Source organism: Pectobacterium peruviense, assembly GCF_002847345.1.
Classification (GTDB): domain Bacteria; phylum Pseudomonadota; class Gammaproteobacteria; order Enterobacterales; family Enterobacteriaceae; genus Pectobacterium; species Pectobacterium peruviense.
In genome coordinates this window covers 127439-142282 of sequence record NZ_LXFV01000011.1, presented here as the reverse complement: position 1 = coordinate 142282, position 14844 = coordinate 127439, and the positions used below count along the sequence as shown (strand labels likewise).

Below are 14844 nucleotides of genomic sequence, written 5' to 3'. Positions count from 1 at the left end.
GTTCCTGGAATAGGTACAGATGTTGAGTAATTACCCTTTGGTTCCGCCTGATGTCAGGCCGGAGACAAAGTACTTTTGCAATGAAAGATAAAGAATGGCGACCGGCACCGCGATCAGCACGGCTCCGGCGGCGTAGGTGGTGTAGCTAGCGCCCATTTTCTGTGCGACCAGGTTATAAAGCCCGATGGGTAGCGTGTATTGATCTGGCGTGCGCAGGATGGTGCTGGAAAGAATAAAATCACCCAGCGGACCGGTGAACGAGAACAGGGCAATCACCGCGATGATTGGTTTAGACAGCGGCATAATGATCTCGATAAAGATGCGGAAGTTGCCTGCACCGTCCATACGTGCAGACTCATCCAGATCTTTCGGAATGGCATCCAGATAGCCTTTCATCAGATAGGTGTTCATCGGGATCATGCCGCCGACGTAAACCAGCACCAGCGCAATATGGCTGTTCACCAGCCCTAACATCTGCGCCAGTACGAAGATGGCGATTAGCGCGGAGAACTGCGGAATCATCTGCAACAGCAGAAACAGCATTAGCCCGTTCTGGCGGCCGCGAAAGCGGAAGCGAGAGAATGAATACGCGGTGAAACTGACGCTGACTAGCGTCAAAATCATGGTCAGGAAACTGATTTTCATCGAATTCCAGTACCAGGCAGCATAGTCGATCTGGCCGTTAAACAGCTCCTCATAGTGAATAAAGGAGAAGTTATCCGGAATGATCGACGTGTTGAGCAGACTGCTGCCCGGATTAAGCGACGCGCCTACCGTCCAGATCAGCGGATAAATAATGATGACGGCCACAATCGTCAACAGCAGGTAGGTCAGGCCGAGTTTGATAAAATTCTGGCGTTTTACGCTGTGTTTTTTCATCTGCGCGCGTTCCTATGCCATGTTGTCTTGTTTGAAGGAATTGGTGGCACGGAACTGCCACAGCGCGATTCCCACGACAAAGATCGACAGCAGAATCGTGATGCTGGCTGCGATCGCATATTGGGATGAGGACATCGTCAGCTTATAAATCCAGGACACCAGAATATCCGTTCCGCCCGCGTTGGAGCCGATCACCGCCGGGCCACCGTTGTTGAACAGATAAATGATGTTGAAATTATTAAAGTTGAACGTGTACTGCGTGATGATGATGGGGGCAATGGAGTAGAGCACCAGCGGCAGCGTGATGGTGGTCAGCTTGTACCAACTGCTGGCACCGTCAATGGTCGCTGCTTCGTACAAATCGTCAGGAATAGCCTGCAATACGCCGGTGGTCATGGCGAACACAAACGGGAAACCTAACCAGGTTTGCATTAGGATCAGCGCGGTTTTTGTCCAGAACGGATCGGTCATCCACGCTTTGGGTTCAATCCCCAGAGCGGCCAGAATACCGTTATTAATCACGCCAAACGTTTCGTTAAACATGCCTGCGAATACCAGAATAGTAACGAAGCCCGGCACTGCCCACGGCAGGATCAGGATGGTACGGATCAGCGGTTTGAAACGCAGTCCTTTCTGGTTCACCAAAATCGCCAGTAGGATACCCACGGCGCACTGGAGTGTGGTCGCAATCAGCGTCCAAATTACCGTCCATTGCAGCACGTCAAAGAACGTGGAACGCCAGAGATCGAGTCGGAAGATGTTGATGAAATTTGTCATCCCCACCCAGTCGACCAGCTTGGCAGGCGGTGTGTGGTAGAGGTTGTAGTTGGTAAAGGCAATGGAGAAGCCGAAAATAATCGGGAAAACCACGACAAATACCAGCAGGATGAAGCCGGGCGTGATCATCAGATAAGGGAAGCCTTCGCTCAGCAGCATTTGATATTGCTTCTTCACGCTGTTCAACGGCAGGCCTTTATCACGTCTGGTGCCGCAGACGTAGGCATCGCGCAGGCTGTAATAGTAGACGCCGACACCAAAGGCGGCGACGATCACACTGATAATGCCTTTTGCCAGCAGAAAAATAGAGTGATCGTGCGGCAGTTCGGTGCCTAGCGTGATAAGCCCCCAGGCACCGTTCCGCAGGAAATCATGGAATATGCCGATGAAGCAGATCATGACGATAAAGAAAAGCGCGCCTTTGACGAACTGGCGATTATAAATCTGTCCGAGTCCGGGGACGAGCGCCAGCAATACAGCCGTTCTGGCGTGACGATGTCCTCTTTCTTGTGGCACAAGGCCGCTGGCGTTGATGGTCACATCTACCTCCATTTTCTTAAAAACATGGTATCCCCACATCCCGAAACCGAGTGGGGATAAACAAGGGGATCCCATGTTGACCCACGGTGGTGCAGTGGTTTACTGGTTACTGTGGTTAGCTTCGATCTGCATTTTTATTACCTTCACGGCAGATTCCAACGCCGCTTTAGTGTCCTGCTTGCCCGTCACGCTCAGTTGCAGCGCGCTGTTGGCTGGCGTCCAGACTTCCTGCATTTCCGGTACGCTCGGCATCGGGACGGCATAACCAGATTGGATAGCGACAGCACGGGATTTTTCGTCATTCTTAATCAGCGGATCGTCAACCAGTGCGGCGATCGGCGGGATTTCACCGGTCAACTGGAAGCGAACTTTGGCGTATTCCGGCTGATTGATGAACTCAATGAATTTCTGTGCCAGCTCTTTGTTTTTTGAGTAGGTAGAGATGCTGTAGCCTTTCACGCCCAGCAGTGAACGCGGGTGTTCGCCGTTTGGCAGCAGCGGCAGAGGGGCCACGCCATAGTTTACGCCTGCGTTTTTATACGGTTGGAATGCCCACGGGCCGGTAATCACGGCAGCGGCTTTTTTCTCGGTAAACAGGGAGTCGATGGCGTTAGCGCCGGTTTCACCAACGATACCGGGCGGGAACAGGCCATCTGCATAGAATTTCTTGATGTAGTTGACGGCGTCGATGGTGGCTTGTTTATCCAGACCGATATCTTTCACATTCGGTGAACCGTTGCTGTTCTGGCCGAAAATGTAGCCGCCCATTCCGGCGATGACGCCATAGGCGTAATAAATCTCGTCAAATTTCGCCAGCAGACCATAGCGACCTTCGGCACGCTGCTGTTTGGAGAAGGTGAACAGGTCGTCGAATTTTTCCGGCGGCTGTGGCATCAGATCTTTGTTGTACACCAGAACGGTGGTTTCAACCGCTTTCGGCACGCCGTACAGCTTACCGTTATAGGTTTGTGCTTCCAGTGCGGGTTTGGTGAAACTCGACAGGAATGTCTGATCCAACTTCAGTTCGCTAATCAATCCCTGAACCACGGCGGTGCCAACCTGATCGTGTGGCATCACTATCACATCTGGACCGATACCCGCAGGGCCATCCAGACGGAGTTTCTCAATCTGCTGAGCGTAAGGCGTTTCCAGCACTTTGATTTTGACATTATTCTGTTTTTCAAAGGCTTTGATCGCATCGGCGATGCCGTCGGATTTCTTGATATCTTCCCATACCAGAAGTTCTTTGTCGGCTGCCAGCGCTGATTTGCTGAGCACGCCGGTGATACCCAGTGAAATCATAATGACGGTGGTCAGTGTTTTCATTTTCATCATTAGTCCTCAAAGCCCTGGTGGGCCAATCATGGTAGGAAATCGTTGCGCACTTCCCGTTCTCGCCATTTTTGTCGTCCTTGTGCGATGTTGGTGTAACGTTACATCGCACGGCAGTACACAGCAGGAAATGAGACATCTAACAGTACGCATTGTGTGGTGATCGTCGCTGTGTGGCGCGTGATGCTTTATTGCGCGTTTCTCACAAGTTAGGGTAACGGTTACATCAATGGCGATTACATTAAGCAGAGTGCGCCACGTCTGCCAGTGAAACATGTAAAGGCTGTGATCTTATGCACAAAAGTAACCCCCTGTTTGTGCAAACGGTTACACCATGCTGTTATATTGCGATTATGACCAGCGTGCAGGTAAGCCTGGCCGGATGCTGATACGTCTGGAAGGGCTGCCGAGCCATTTTGAGTAGACGACCACTGGGCCGTTGTGACTCAGCGCTTATATCCCGAAAAGCAAAATTATCAAGAGGTTACCGTTATGGCGTCGATCCAGTTGGATAAAGTGAGTAAGCATTTTGGCAAAACGATTACGCTTCACGATGTGAATCTGACGATTGCAGATGGAGAGTTCGCCGTTTTTGTTGGGCCGTCTGGCTGTGGTAAGTCGACGCTGCTGAGAATGATTGCCGGACTGGAAGATGTCACGGGCGGTGAAATCATGATTGATGATGCAGTAGTGAATGATGTCGCCCCCGCGCATCGTGGCGTAGCCATGGTGTTTCAATCCTATGCGCTATACCCACACATGACTGTCGCCGAGAATATGGGCTACGGCCTGCGCGTTAATGGCGTTCCGAAAGACCAGATTAAGCACCAGATCGAAATGGTGGCGAAGACGCTGCAACTGTCTCATTTGCTGGAGCGCAAGCCGAAAGAGCTGTCCGGCGGCCAGCGCCAGCGCGTGGCGATAGGGCGTGCGATTGTGCGTAACCCGAAGGTATTCCTGTTTGATGAACCGCTGTCGAACCTTGATGCAGAGCTGCGCGTGGATATGCGGTTGCACATTGCCAAGCTGCATCAGGAATTGAAAACGACGATGGTTTACGTAACGCACGATCAGGTCGAAGCCATGACGCTGGCCGACAAAATCGTGGTAATGAATTACGGTAAAGTCGAGCAGGTTGGATCGCCAATGGAGCTTTACTATCATCCGGTTAACCAGTTTGTCGCGGGGTTCATCGGCTCACCAAAAATGAACTTCCTGCCTGCACGGGTTATCGACTGGACGCCGGATAGCCTGACGGTCAATGTCGCCGATCAGCTACAGCTTGAACTGCCGATCCGAACCAGTGAGCTGAGCGTTGGCAGTACGATAACGCTGGGGCTGCGGCCGGAACACGTTTCACCGGAAGGTGAGGGGATCCGCCTGTCATTCGGTTGTGAAGTCGTCGAGCGTTTAGGTAACAGCACCTACCTATTCGGCCAATGCTGTGGCATTGATAACTTCAAACTTCTGCTGGCTGGCGACAGCGCCTTCAAGCCCTATGAACACATTGAGGTTTTCTTCTCCCCCACTAACTGCCTAGTGTTCAACGCCGATGGCTTGAGAATTAGTGCGTAATTAAGCGACTGAATCGCTGAATCTAAATAGCAAACCCCCCAACTAAACAGCGCCCTTAGCGGGCGCTGACTTTTATGGCTTCTGATAAAATCATCTGTCTCTCAATATTCCGCTGTTTTGGGTTTCTCTGGCGTAAAAAATTGCGCTGAGGTGGGCGTGACTGCCGGGTGAGCGGCATGGACGCCGCGAAAGGCAGTGCCGCGTCTGGAGCGCGTCACTGGCGGCCCGAATAGCGGTCACGAACGCCGAAGGTATCGCGTAGCGACGTAATTAGCGCCGAAAAGCCAGTGGTCAAGGCGCTGCGGCGACTGAGCGCGCCTTGTCGGGCGTGTGGTGAAATCACAGATTTGATCGGTAGTTAACACGCACGAAACTTTCGTATTACCACACATGAAGCAGTGAAAATGTTATAGCGGATATTATCCGCAACGGAAAAAGGCCTTCCGCAGAAAGCCTTTTGGGAAATACCCGACGGGAATGATGAGCCCGTCGAGCTGAGGGTTAGGACTGTATTACCACCAGGCTTCCGCTTGAATACCGAAGTTCACCGCGTTGCTGCGATCGTCGTTGAAGCGGTTTTTATTTTCATTCCCACCGTCGAGGTAAGAAACGAAGAAGCGCAGTTCCGGACGGGTCAGCATAGGTATATCGGCGCTGAAAGCGTGTGCCAGCGTGTATTTCTGGCCGCTGTATTTGGTTTCGGTTCCGGCTTTCCAGCTGTCTTTTTTCTGGTATGCGCCCGCTTCCAGATAGGTTTTTTGGTTCTTGGTCCAGGCATATTGGCCGCGACCTACCGCAGACAATAATTCGGTGCTGTCGCGCCAGCGGCTGATTTCATCCGCTTTACCGTAGGTCAGGACATGGCTAAGGGAAATACTATCGGTGATCGGCAGGTCACCTGCCTGAATGACACGATAGCCTTTGGCGCTGTCGTTGATGCTCCAGACGTCATACCAGCCACCGCCCTGATCGACCATATTGTGCGCCAGCCCTTTGTCGGCATATTGCAGCACCAGTTTCTGGTTGGATTTGAGGCCGGAGAAATAGTGGCTGAGCTCGCCGGTGATCATCATCGAGTTCTTAGGATCGAATTTTTCTCCTTCCGCGAGGAAAGCGTTTTTCTGCGTGTCTGCTTCATTTGGCATCGCGTAGGAGATACCGAACTCTGTCCATGCGCCGTCCCACGGCTTCCAGCCCGCATAGCGTGCATCTAAATAGTTGATATTCAGATCGTTATAAGTATCAGTTCTGTCTTTACATGCTTGAGTATTGGTGTTGCAGCCTAAGTCAATGTCCATGTTTTCGGCATCGGCCCGGATCCAGGCAAAAGAGAACGCGCCTTCGCCCGCTTTGACGTTTTCGATCCCAGCGCCCGCACCGGAGATATTCCAGTATTTGGTATCGATGATGTGCAAGTCATGACGCTGATAATAGCGTTTCCCTGCCCACACCGTAGCATCCGGCAGGCCAGGCACAAAGCCTTTCGCCTGAAGATTTAACTGGCGTAACCCAAACTCGGCATCGTCATTTTTTGTGGTTTCAGTATCGTTCGAGCCGTTAGAGAACATGGAAATCATGCTGTCGAAGTAAAACGTTTTCCCATTTTCGTTATACAGCTGCTGTCCTAACTGGATTTCGCCGTAGGTGTCATCCTCGTTACCTAATCTTCCCACATAGTTCTTATCGGCTGTCTGTTGTTTTCCGTGGTTTGAAACACCCACGCCAGAACGGAAGTATCCTGAAAAATCGACAGAATAAGAAGGGGTTGCCAGCATTGCCAAGCTCAGGGCAATGGATGTCGTCAGCAGTTTTCTTTTCATAATATACCTTTCGCTTATTCGGGTAAGAATGTGGATGTTCCAAATAACATGACGTGAACGGAGGTAAAACGTTTCCACTCATGGCGAAGGATTATGGGGGAATAAAATGGTGCGTGACATGATTGTTCTCACAAAACACAAAAGAGTTACACCAAAATTTACACTGATTTAACGGTGCCACAGGCCGTTCTTGGGTTATTTATTAGCATTAACCTGATGTTATTCGCTATGTAATGGTGTGTAACTGGTTACACGTTTTGCTTGTGTGCCTCAAATGCAGCATAAAATTTTTTTATACCAGAATCGGGAACGTTGCATAAAAGGTGTAATGCGATGTTGAGTCGGAAACATTTCTGGAATAGAGGGAAAGCGTGCTTGCTGAAGGAAGAGAAAAACAAGATGTATGAATTCAGGTGCGCAATAGCGTCGCTGCCTGTTCTGACGCGGAATACCGCATCAGGCAGACAGCTTTGATGAAATACCGTTATTTCTTGCGGGTAGGAGGGCTTACCGAATGGCGGCGTACCAGCGTCGGGCTAAACATATTCGTGGTTTCGCTGAGCTGTTTACCGTGGGACAACGCGATAGCTAATTCCGCTGCCTGAATGGCCATGGCGGAAACCGGATAGTGCACGGTGGTCAGGCGAGGGCGGAGGTAGCGGGCGATCAGTACGTCATCAAACCCTATCACCGACATATCCTGCGGGACGTTGATGCTGTTATCACTCAGGACGGAAAGCGCACCCGCCGCCATCGAATCGTTGTAGCACACCACCGCCGTCATATTGCCGCCCCGACTCAGGAGCTCCATCATGGCAGCTTCGCCGCCTAGTTCGTCTGGTGACGCGCGTGCAATGAGGCGTTCATCTCGTGCGATGCCGTGCTCTTGCAGTGCATCCATATAGCCTTGCAGGCGGTCGGCGGAGTCGGAAATTTGGTGATTAGAACAGAGAAAACCGATCTTCTGATGGCCTTCCTGAATTAAATGACGTGTTGCCAGCCAGGAGCCATAGCGGTCATCAAGTGCTACGCAGCGGTTTTCATAACCGGGCAAGGTGCGGTTGATGAGCACCATATCCGGAATATGACTCATCAGCGCGGCCAATTCCTCATCGGAAAGCATTTTGGCGTGCACGATCAGCCCCGCACAGCGGTGGCGAATCAACTGCTCAATGGCTTTCTTTTCCTGTTCGGCATTGTGGTAGCCGTTACCGATCAGCAGAAAGTTGCCGGTTGCCTGTGCAATTTGTTCGACAGATTTGACCATCGTCCCGAAAAAGGGATCGGATACATCTGCAACGACCAGCCCCATTGTCTCTGCACTTTGGTGTGCGAGCGCTCTGGCATTGGCGTTCGGATGATACTGTAGCTCCGCCATGGCCTTGTTTACGGCTTCTCTTGAGGCGGTACTGGCTTTGGGCGAGTTATTGATTACGCGCGAAACCGTAGCGACTGATACACCTGATAGACGAGCAACATCCTTTATTGTGGCCATTGGCATTCCTGAGCGGTCAAATGCGTGGTGAGGCGGACCGCAGCCTAACGCGCAAGTTAAAAGAAAAAATCGATTACTTATATTTATAAATGTACAGGTTTTTTGCGGATGTTACCTATCCGACCACCTTTCCTTTTTGATCCAGACCGTACTTATGTGATCGCTATCAACAATCATCGTCCATTTCTCTCTTCCAAAATACCATTTTGAGGTTTAAATTTAGGGTAACCGATTACACTTGAGTGATAGCTAAAAGATAGCGGCCTATCTGTATTCAGCATGATTACAGCTATTTTATCCATGATATATAGTGAAACTGATTACATTTATGGGCTTTTCTGGCTAGGTTTACAGGTGTGTTCATCGTCTCTTCTATCCTGCCGCGGGTTGCTAGCGCCATACAATTGGCTGCGGATGGCTACCACCGCTGTACCGAATTCGTGTTTTGTATTGAGGAATAGCTTATGCAGTTTGAGCCAACTGAACATCCGCATCGCCGTTTTAATCCGCTGAAAGGCGAATGGATTCTGGTTTCTCCGCACCGGGCAAAGCGCCCTTGGCAAGGTCAGCAGGATGAACCCGATCGCGCCACGCCGCCGCCTTACGATCCGACCTGTTATCTCTGCGCGGGCAATAAACGTATTACTGGCGACATCAACCCGCACTATCAGGGTACTTTTGTTTTTACCAATGATTTTTCGGCACTGATGGAAGACACGCCGGATGCACCGTTGGGTGATGATGAACTGTTCCGCGTGCAGCAAGCCCGTGGTGTCAGTCGTGTGATCTGTTTTTCTCCCGATCACAGTAAAAGCCTGCCACAGCTTTCGCTGCCGGCACTGAAAACAGTGATCGATACGTGGAGCGATCAAACCGAGGAGCTAGGCAAGCGCTACCCGTGGGTTCAAGTATTTGAGAATAAAGGGACAATGATGGGGTGTTCTAACCCCCATCCACATGGGCAAGTTTGGGCCAATGATTTTCTGCCGAACGAGGTACAGCGTGAGGATGAACAGCAGCGGGACTATTTTTCCCGCCATGGTTCATCGTTACTGCTTGACTATGTGCAGCGGGAGCAGGCTGACGGTTCGCGCATCGTCGTGGAAACCGAGCACTGGCTAGCGGTGGTTCCTTACTGGGCCTCGTGGCCGTTTGAAACGCTGGTACTGCCAAAATTCGTGGTGCAGCGATTACCACAGCTGAATGACGTTCAGCGTGACGATCTGGCTCTGATTCTGAAAAAGCTGACCAGCCGTTACGACAACCTATTCCAGTGTTCATTCCCTTATTCGATGGGATGGCATGGTGCACCGTTTAAGGACGGGGACATCGCGCACTGGCAGCTGCATGCCCATTTTTATCCCCCGCTATTACGTTCCGCCAGCGTGCGCAAATTTATGGTTGGCTATGAAATGCTGGCCGAAGCACAGCGCGATCTGACGGCTGAGCAGGCTGCTGAACGCTTACGCAGCGTGAGTGATATCCATTTCCGTGAGCAAATTTGAGGTCATTTTATGAGCCGTATTGATTCTCTACGCCAGTTAACCGAGTCTGTTTTTGTCCAATTATTTGGCTATACGCCGCACGCTGCGATTCAGGCACCCGGCAGGGTCAACTTGATTGGTGAGCACACCGATTATAACGATGGTTTTGTCTTGCCGTGTGCTATCGATTACCAGACAGTCGTCAGTGCGGCGGTGCGTCAGGATGGTATCGTGCGGGTGGTCGCAGTGGACTATGACAACCAGCAGGATGAGTTTGATCTTGCCAAAGATATCGTGCCTCATTCTGAATACGTCTGGGCGAACTATATTCGTGGAACCGTGAAGTTTTTGCTGGCGCGCGGTCTGCCGCTTAGCGGCATGGATATGGTTGTCTCCGGTAACGTGCCTTCCGGTGCCGGGCTGAGTTCATCGGCTTCGCTGGAAGTGGCGATCGGGCAGACGTTCAAAGAACTGAATAACTTGGACATTAGCCAGTTGGATGTAGCGTTAAACGGCCAGCAGGCGGAAAACCATTTTGTCGGCTGTAGCTGCGGCATTATGGATCAGTTTATTTCCGCTCAGGGGCGCGCAGGTCAGGCGATGTTGATCGACTGTCGCTCTCTTGAGGGGCGCGCTGTGCGTATGCTTGATGGCGTCGACGTTCTCATCGTGAATTCCAATGTGCGCCGTGGGCTGGTGGATAGCGAATACAACACGCGTCGCCAGCAGTGTGAAGCGGCGGCGCGTCACTTTAACGTCAAGGCGCTGCGTGATGTCTCACTGTCGCAGTTTGAGGCGGGAATCGAAGGACTGGATTCGGTGGCGGTTCGCCGTGCGCGACATGTTATTACCGAGAATCGCCGCACGCTGGAAGCCGCCGATGCGCTGGCGCGTCAGGATGCTCACCGCTTATTTACGCTGATGGCGGAATCGCATGTCTCCATGCGTGATGATTTTGAAATTACCGTGCCGCCGATCGATACGTTGGTGGATCTGATTCAGGATTATGTTGGAGAACGGGGCGGCGTGCGTATGACTGGCGGTGGTTTCGGTGGCTGTATTGTTGCTCTGATTCCTTCGGCGTTAACCGATGAAGTCAAACAGGTGATCGAGCGTGAATATCCGGCGCGTACTGGGCTTCAGCCGTCAATCTACCTGTGCCATGCGTCAGACGGTGCCGGTCGCTTGAATTAAGTCTCGTCCGATAATAGCAAGTAAAAAGGGCTTTATGCGTAAAGCCCTTTTTACATTGCATTGGTTTAAGGCAGCAGGAACACTGTTGCCAGCCCAAGGAAGATAAAGAAGCCGCCGGTATCGGTGATTGCCGTAATCATCACGCTGGAACCGATGGCTGGATCGCGTCCGAGCTTCATCATGACCAGCGGAATGGCAACCCCCATCAGCGCAGCGAGCAGTAAATTCAGCAAAATCGCCAGCATCATCACGCCACCCATAGCGGGGTTGCCATAGAGCAGGAAGGTCACCACGCCCATAATCGTGCCCCATATCACCCCGTTTACCAGCGCAACGCCTAATTCTTTGAGCAGCAAATACGATTTTTTACCGTGTTCGAGCTGATGTAGTGCCAGTGCACGTACAATCATGGTGATCGTTTGGTTGCCAGTATTCCCGCCGATACCCGCGACAATTGGCATGAGCGTCGCCAGTGCGACCAAATGGGATAGCGTGTGCTCAAACAGGCCGATGACCCGCGAGGCGATGAGCGCGGTACAAAGGTTGACGGCCAGCCATGCCCAGCGGTTGCGGAATGATTTATACACGGGCGCATAGACATCTTCAGAGGGCGTTAACCCCCCCGAACGCCGCAGGTTACTGTCGCTTTCCCGATTCACAACGTCGACGATATCTTCAATCGTCAAGCGCCCCATGAGCTTTCCTTTGCTGTCCACCACGGCGCTGGAGATCAAATCGTAACGTTCAAAAGCCCCCGCAGCCTCTTCGACTTTATCTTCAGGCTGAAATCTCAGTGGCTGAGCATCCATAACGTCAGTCACTAAAGCCTGAGGCGAGTGGAGCAGAATACTGGCAAGCGACAGCTCACCGATCAGTGTGTTTTTGCGATCGGTGACGAACAGTTTGTCAGTGGAGTTGGGGATCTTTTTGCGGTAGCGCAGATAGCGCTGTACTGTCGCGAGTGTGACGTCGGCGCGCACGGTGATGAGTTTGAAATCCATCATGTGGCCGAGGCAGTCTTCATCATAATTGATGGCGGCACGTAGCTGCGCACGTTGCTTTGGCTCAAGCGAGGTGAGTATTCGGCCTAGCAGATGGCGGGGGACGAGGCGAGAAAGCTGAGCCTGCTCATCCACATCCAGTACCCGAACTGCCCTCAGAATCTCCTTATCCTGCATATCGCTGATGAGATCGTCGGAAATGCTGTCGGAGGCTTCAATCAGCACACGACCACGCTTCGCTATGGGAATCAGTCGCCAGAGCGCCAGACGCTCATCCTGTGGTAAAGACTCCAGCAAATCGGCCAGGTCGGCAGCATGTAAATCAATGATAAGTTGACTTATTTCTGCAGTTTGGTCGAGTAGAATACTTTTGTCACGTAGCGTCGTTTTTTTGCTAAACGTCGTCTCGTCGTTTAGCTTCGCTTCGTCGCGTTCTGTTATATACGGCTGTCGGTTGATAATGTCTTCAACCAGTTCTTTGTTTTCCAACAGCAGAAGGGAGATACGGCGCCGGAGGTCGGTAAGTTTTTTTACACTCGACATAACGTTTTGTGCTCGATCTGTTTTTTATCCGTGTTTGATTAAACGTAGCGCAAAATCAGTAGATTAAGAATAGGATTACCGACGAATTGCAGTCTGAAAAAAGTATCACTGTCGTTCTTACGTGATTTTAGGGTTGTTTTTATTTAACGCAAAACTAAATCGTTTGCTATTTAGTTTTTAGCGATATATAGTCAGTCCCAGAAACGTAACAGACACCAATGGCAGAGACGATGAACGACAACGCTTACAAACTGGATGGACAGCTGTGCTTCGCACTGTATTCAGCCAATCTGGCAATGAATAAGCTGTATCGTCGTTTGCTGTCTGAGTTAAATCTGACTTATCCCCAATATCTGGTCATGTTGATACTGTGGGAACGTGATGGATTGACGGTATCTGAACTGGGCGAGCGGCTGTATCTGGATTCCGCCACGTTAACCCCATTGCTCAAGCGGTTGCAAAGTGCAGGGCTAGTAGTGCGGAATCGGGGAACAGAAGATGAACGTCAGGTGCTGATCGGGTTAACCGAAGCAGGACGGGCACTTCAGCAACAGGCGCGAGCGATTCCTGAAAGCGTGTTTTGTGCCACGGAATGTCATCTTGAACAGTTGCAGACGATCAAAAAAGATTTAGAGATGCTGCGTAAGAGCCTTATCGGGCATCTTTGACGGTTGCAGTGGTTGCCTTGTGCACCGAGAAGTCTGTTAGATAGTATCTGGTTTTTAAGCAATTTATTTTTTGATTAATTGGTTTATTTTTAACTCATTAAGTAGTGTGCGATTTAGTTTTTCGCTATGTAAATAAAGCCTGAGCAGTATTGCTATTGTCTTAGGCCACCCCCTAACAATCTGGAGTCACATTATGTCTATTGAAAAAGTATTATACGTTGCTCATGCCCAGGCTACCGGTGGTCGCGATGGTCGTGCGGTGTCTTCCGATAAAGCGGTTGATATTAAATTGACGACCCCACGTGAATTGGGCGGCGCAGGTGGTGAGGGAACTAACCCAGAGCAGCTGTTTGCCGCTGGCTATTCTGCCTGTTTCCTCGGTGCGATGAAGTTTGTCGGTGCCCGTGACAAAATCGCTGTACCTGCTGATACCACGATAAACGGTAGCGTAGGCATCGGTGCCATCCCAACAGGATTTGGTATTGAAGTTGAATTGAAAATTTCCCTGCCAGGTTTGGATCGCGCAGTGGCTGAAGATCTGGTGCAGAAAGCCCATATCGTTTGCCCATACTCTAATGCAACGCGTGGCAATATCGATGTGACCCTGACTATCGTCTAAGTTCGGCGTGAAGTAAGCGTATTATCGATCGATGAAAACGGTGGCTGCGAAAATTCGCACTGCCGTTTTTTTTATTTGTACGGCATATTCTGGATGGACAGTGAGGCTGGCATGAATAACGGGCGCGACAATGCCAAGGCAATAAAACCAGACGAGGAAAAATAAAAGATAATCAGCGGATTAGTTAAGCACTACTCTTTCTGATTGATGAGTACGTTGGTTGGAAGCAGTAATTGTTCAGCACGCTGCTGCTGTTTGTCTTGATGATGACCAAACGCGGTAATAGTGGAGTAAGCAAAGCGGCCTAAAAGAATGATGAAGCTGATGAGCAAAACAGCACGAGCGATCCGAGAGCCACTTCGTCGCGGGCGTATCGATAATCGTCGTTTGTGGGTAAGCGTGGACATTACCAGTTAATCCTCTGTGAAAGCGAACATTCGCTGTTGTTTATTTAGGCACAAGCAGTAGTCGAGGTCAATCTGCCGACGTGAAAAAGATGATGGCCGATCCTGTTTTCGCACGTTCGGTGCAAAGAAAGGCATGTCAGGAACGAGCGTGAAGAGAGGGGGAGCACAAGGGGATAGGGATGGTGACAAAAAACCCGCTCAAAAAAATAAGCGGGTTGTGTGGTGCGAGAGGATTACGCCGTGGTATTGACGTTACGCCCAATCGCCGGATTTGCTGGCAGAGGGGGTAAGGCCTGCAAAATACCTAAAGCAAGAGCCTCTTGGCTATCGAGCGCTTTTTTCATCACAAGCGCGCTGGCCTCACTGCTGGTACGCATGTTGCTGAGGTCGGTCGCCAGTGATGCAATCTGTGATACATCCATTTTACTCTCCTTAATACTGAGTTGGATTGATATCTATCCGGTATAGAAAGGAAGCGCACCTTTCCACCGAGGTTGCATGATGTTGGCG

Annotated in this window: 14 protein-coding genes; 5 read left to right on the top strand and 9 right to left on the bottom strand. The window is 50.9% G+C overall.

The annotated features are described in order from the left end of the window. Positions 1-30: 30 nt before the first annotated feature. From A0G03_RS10330 to A0G03_RS10320, 3 genes are all read right to left on the bottom strand, one after another. Entirely contained in the window at positions 31-879 is an 849-nt protein-coding gene (locus A0G03_RS10330) for a sugar ABC transporter permease (RefSeq protein WP_011094699.1), read from the bottom strand. A 12-nt stretch (positions 880-891) separates the two neighbouring features. Then, positions 892-2208, bottom strand: a complete 1317-nt coding sequence (locus A0G03_RS10325; protein ID WP_048261372.1) for a carbohydrate ABC transporter permease — start codon at positions 2206-2208, stop codon at positions 892-894. Positions 2209-2295: 87 nt separating this feature from the next. Continuing rightward, complete coding sequence (locus A0G03_RS10320; protein ID WP_048261683.1) at positions 2296-3528, bottom strand: extracellular solute-binding protein; 1233 nt, start codon at positions 3526-3528, stop codon at positions 2296-2298. A 492-nt stretch (positions 3529-4020) separates the two neighbouring features. Here A0G03_RS10320 and A0G03_RS10315 point away from each other — a divergent pair, with 492 nt between their 5' ends. Then, the gene (locus A0G03_RS10315) at positions 4021-5103 is read left to right on the top strand and encodes an ABC transporter ATP-binding protein (RefSeq protein WP_048261370.1); all 1083 of its coding nucleotides are present in this window, start codon (positions 4021-4023) and stop codon (positions 5101-5103) included. 214 nt (positions 5104-5317) lie between these two features. Here the strand turns inward: A0G03_RS10315 and A0G03_RS22050 are convergent, their stop codons facing one another. The 3 genes from A0G03_RS22050 to galR all read right to left on the bottom strand — a co-directional run bounded on the left by A0G03_RS22050 (position 5318) and on the right by galR (position 8418). After that, the gene (locus A0G03_RS22050) at positions 5318-5446 is read right to left on the bottom strand and encodes a hypothetical protein (protein WP_262982847.1); all 129 of its coding nucleotides are present in this window, start codon (positions 5444-5446) and stop codon (positions 5318-5320) included. Positions 5447-5615: 169 nt separating this feature from the next. Then, positions 5616-6923, bottom strand: coding sequence for a maltoporin (locus tag A0G03_RS10305; RefSeq protein WP_048261369.1), 1308 nt, complete (start codon positions 6921-6923; stop codon positions 5616-5618). Positions 6924-7407: 484 nt separating this feature from the next. Further along, positions 7408-8418 (bottom strand): HTH-type transcriptional regulator GalR, encoded by a 1011-nt coding sequence (galR, locus tag A0G03_RS10300; protein ID WP_048261367.1) that lies wholly within the window; start codon positions 8416-8418, stop codon positions 7408-7410. Positions 8419-8882: 464 nt separating this feature from the next. Between galR and galT the strand changes: the two genes are divergently transcribed. Both galT and galK read left to right on the top strand, forming a co-directional pair. Further along, a complete protein-coding gene (gene galT / locus A0G03_RS10295; RefSeq protein WP_048261365.1) occupies positions 8883-9923 on the top strand; it encodes a galactose-1-phosphate uridylyltransferase in 1041 nt (346 codons plus the stop codon). 9 nt (positions 9924-9932) lie between these two features. Continuing rightward, positions 9933-11096: a galactokinase gene (gene galK / locus A0G03_RS10290; protein ID WP_048261363.1), complete on the top strand. Its 1164-nt coding sequence runs from the start codon at positions 9933-9935 to the stop codon at positions 11094-11096. Positions 11097-11161: 65 nt separating this feature from the next. Here galK and mgtE read toward each other — a convergent pair whose 3' ends face one another. Continuing rightward, positions 11162-12640 carry a magnesium transporter gene (gene mgtE / locus A0G03_RS10285; protein ID WP_048261362.1) on the bottom strand — a complete coding sequence of 493 codons (1479 nt, stop codon included), beginning with the start codon at positions 12638-12640 and terminating at the stop codon, positions 11162-11164. 218 nt (positions 12641-12858) lie between these two features. On the opposite strand from mgtE, the gene A0G03_RS10280 reads away from it, so the two are divergent. Together A0G03_RS10280 and A0G03_RS10275 are read left to right on the top strand one after the other, a co-directional pair. Beyond that, the gene (locus tag A0G03_RS10280) at positions 12859-13308 is read left to right on the top strand and encodes a MarR family winged helix-turn-helix transcriptional regulator (RefSeq protein WP_048261360.1); all 450 of its coding nucleotides are present in this window, start codon (positions 12859-12861) and stop codon (positions 13306-13308) included. Positions 13309-13501: 193 nt separating this feature from the next. Next, a complete protein-coding gene (locus tag A0G03_RS10275) occupies positions 13502-13927 on the top strand; it encodes an organic hydroperoxide resistance protein (RefSeq protein WP_048261357.1) in 426 nt (141 codons plus the stop codon). Positions 13928-14118: 191 nt separating this feature from the next. Here A0G03_RS10275 and A0G03_RS10270 read toward each other — a convergent pair whose 3' ends face one another. Continuing rightward, a complete protein-coding gene (locus tag A0G03_RS10270; RefSeq protein ID WP_048261355.1) occupies positions 14119-14334 on the bottom strand; it encodes a YfgG family protein in 216 nt (71 codons plus the stop codon). Positions 14335-14567: 233 nt separating this feature from the next. Continuing rightward, complete coding sequence (locus A0G03_RS10265; RefSeq protein WP_048261353.1) at positions 14568-14756, bottom strand: YjfB family protein; 189 nt, start codon at positions 14754-14756, stop codon at positions 14568-14570. Between the last annotated feature and the right edge of the window lie 88 nt (positions 14757-14844).

Bases quoted from the DNA above. Each gene is read 5' to 3' on its own strand.
- A0G03_RS10330 (WP_011094699.1), bottom strand. From the start codon at position 879: ATGAAAAAACACAGCGTAAAACGCCAGAATTTTATCAAACTCGGCCTG.
- A0G03_RS10325 (WP_048261372.1), bottom strand. From the start codon at position 2,208: ATGGAGGTAGATGTGACCATCAACGCCAGCGGCCTTGTGCCACAAGAA.
- A0G03_RS10320 (WP_048261683.1), bottom strand. From the start codon at position 3,528: ATGAAAATGAAAACACTGACCACCGTCATTATGATTTCACTGGGTATC.
- A0G03_RS10315 (WP_048261370.1), top strand. From the start codon at position 4,021: ATGGCGTCGATCCAGTTGGATAAAGTGAGTAAGCATTTTGGCAAAACG.
- A0G03_RS10305 (WP_048261369.1), bottom strand. From the start codon at position 6,923: ATGAAAAGAAAACTGCTGACGACATCCATTGCCCTGAGCTTGGCAATG.
- galR (WP_048261367.1), bottom strand. From the start codon at position 8,418: ATGGCCACAATAAAGGATGTTGCTCGTCTATCAGGTGTATCAGTCGCT.
- galT (WP_048261365.1), top strand. From the start codon at position 8,883: ATGCAGTTTGAGCCAACTGAACATCCGCATCGCCGTTTTAATCCGCTG.
- galK (WP_048261363.1), top strand. From the start codon at position 9,933: ATGAGCCGTATTGATTCTCTACGCCAGTTAACCGAGTCTGTTTTTGTC.
- mgtE (WP_048261362.1), bottom strand. From the start codon at position 12,640: ATGTCGAGTGTAAAAAAACTTACCGACCTCCGGCGCCGTATCTCCCTT.
- A0G03_RS10280 (WP_048261360.1), top strand. From the start codon at position 12,859: ATGGCAGAGACGATGAACGACAACGCTTACAAACTGGATGGACAGCTG.
- A0G03_RS10275 (WP_048261357.1), top strand. From the start codon at position 13,502: ATGTCTATTGAAAAAGTATTATACGTTGCTCATGCCCAGGCTACCGGT.
- A0G03_RS10270 (WP_048261355.1), bottom strand. From the start codon at position 14,334: ATGTCCACGCTTACCCACAAACGACGATTATCGATACGCCCGCGACGA.
- A0G03_RS10265 (WP_048261353.1), bottom strand. From the start codon at position 14,756: ATGGATGTATCACAGATTGCATCACTGGCGACCGACCTCAGCAACATG.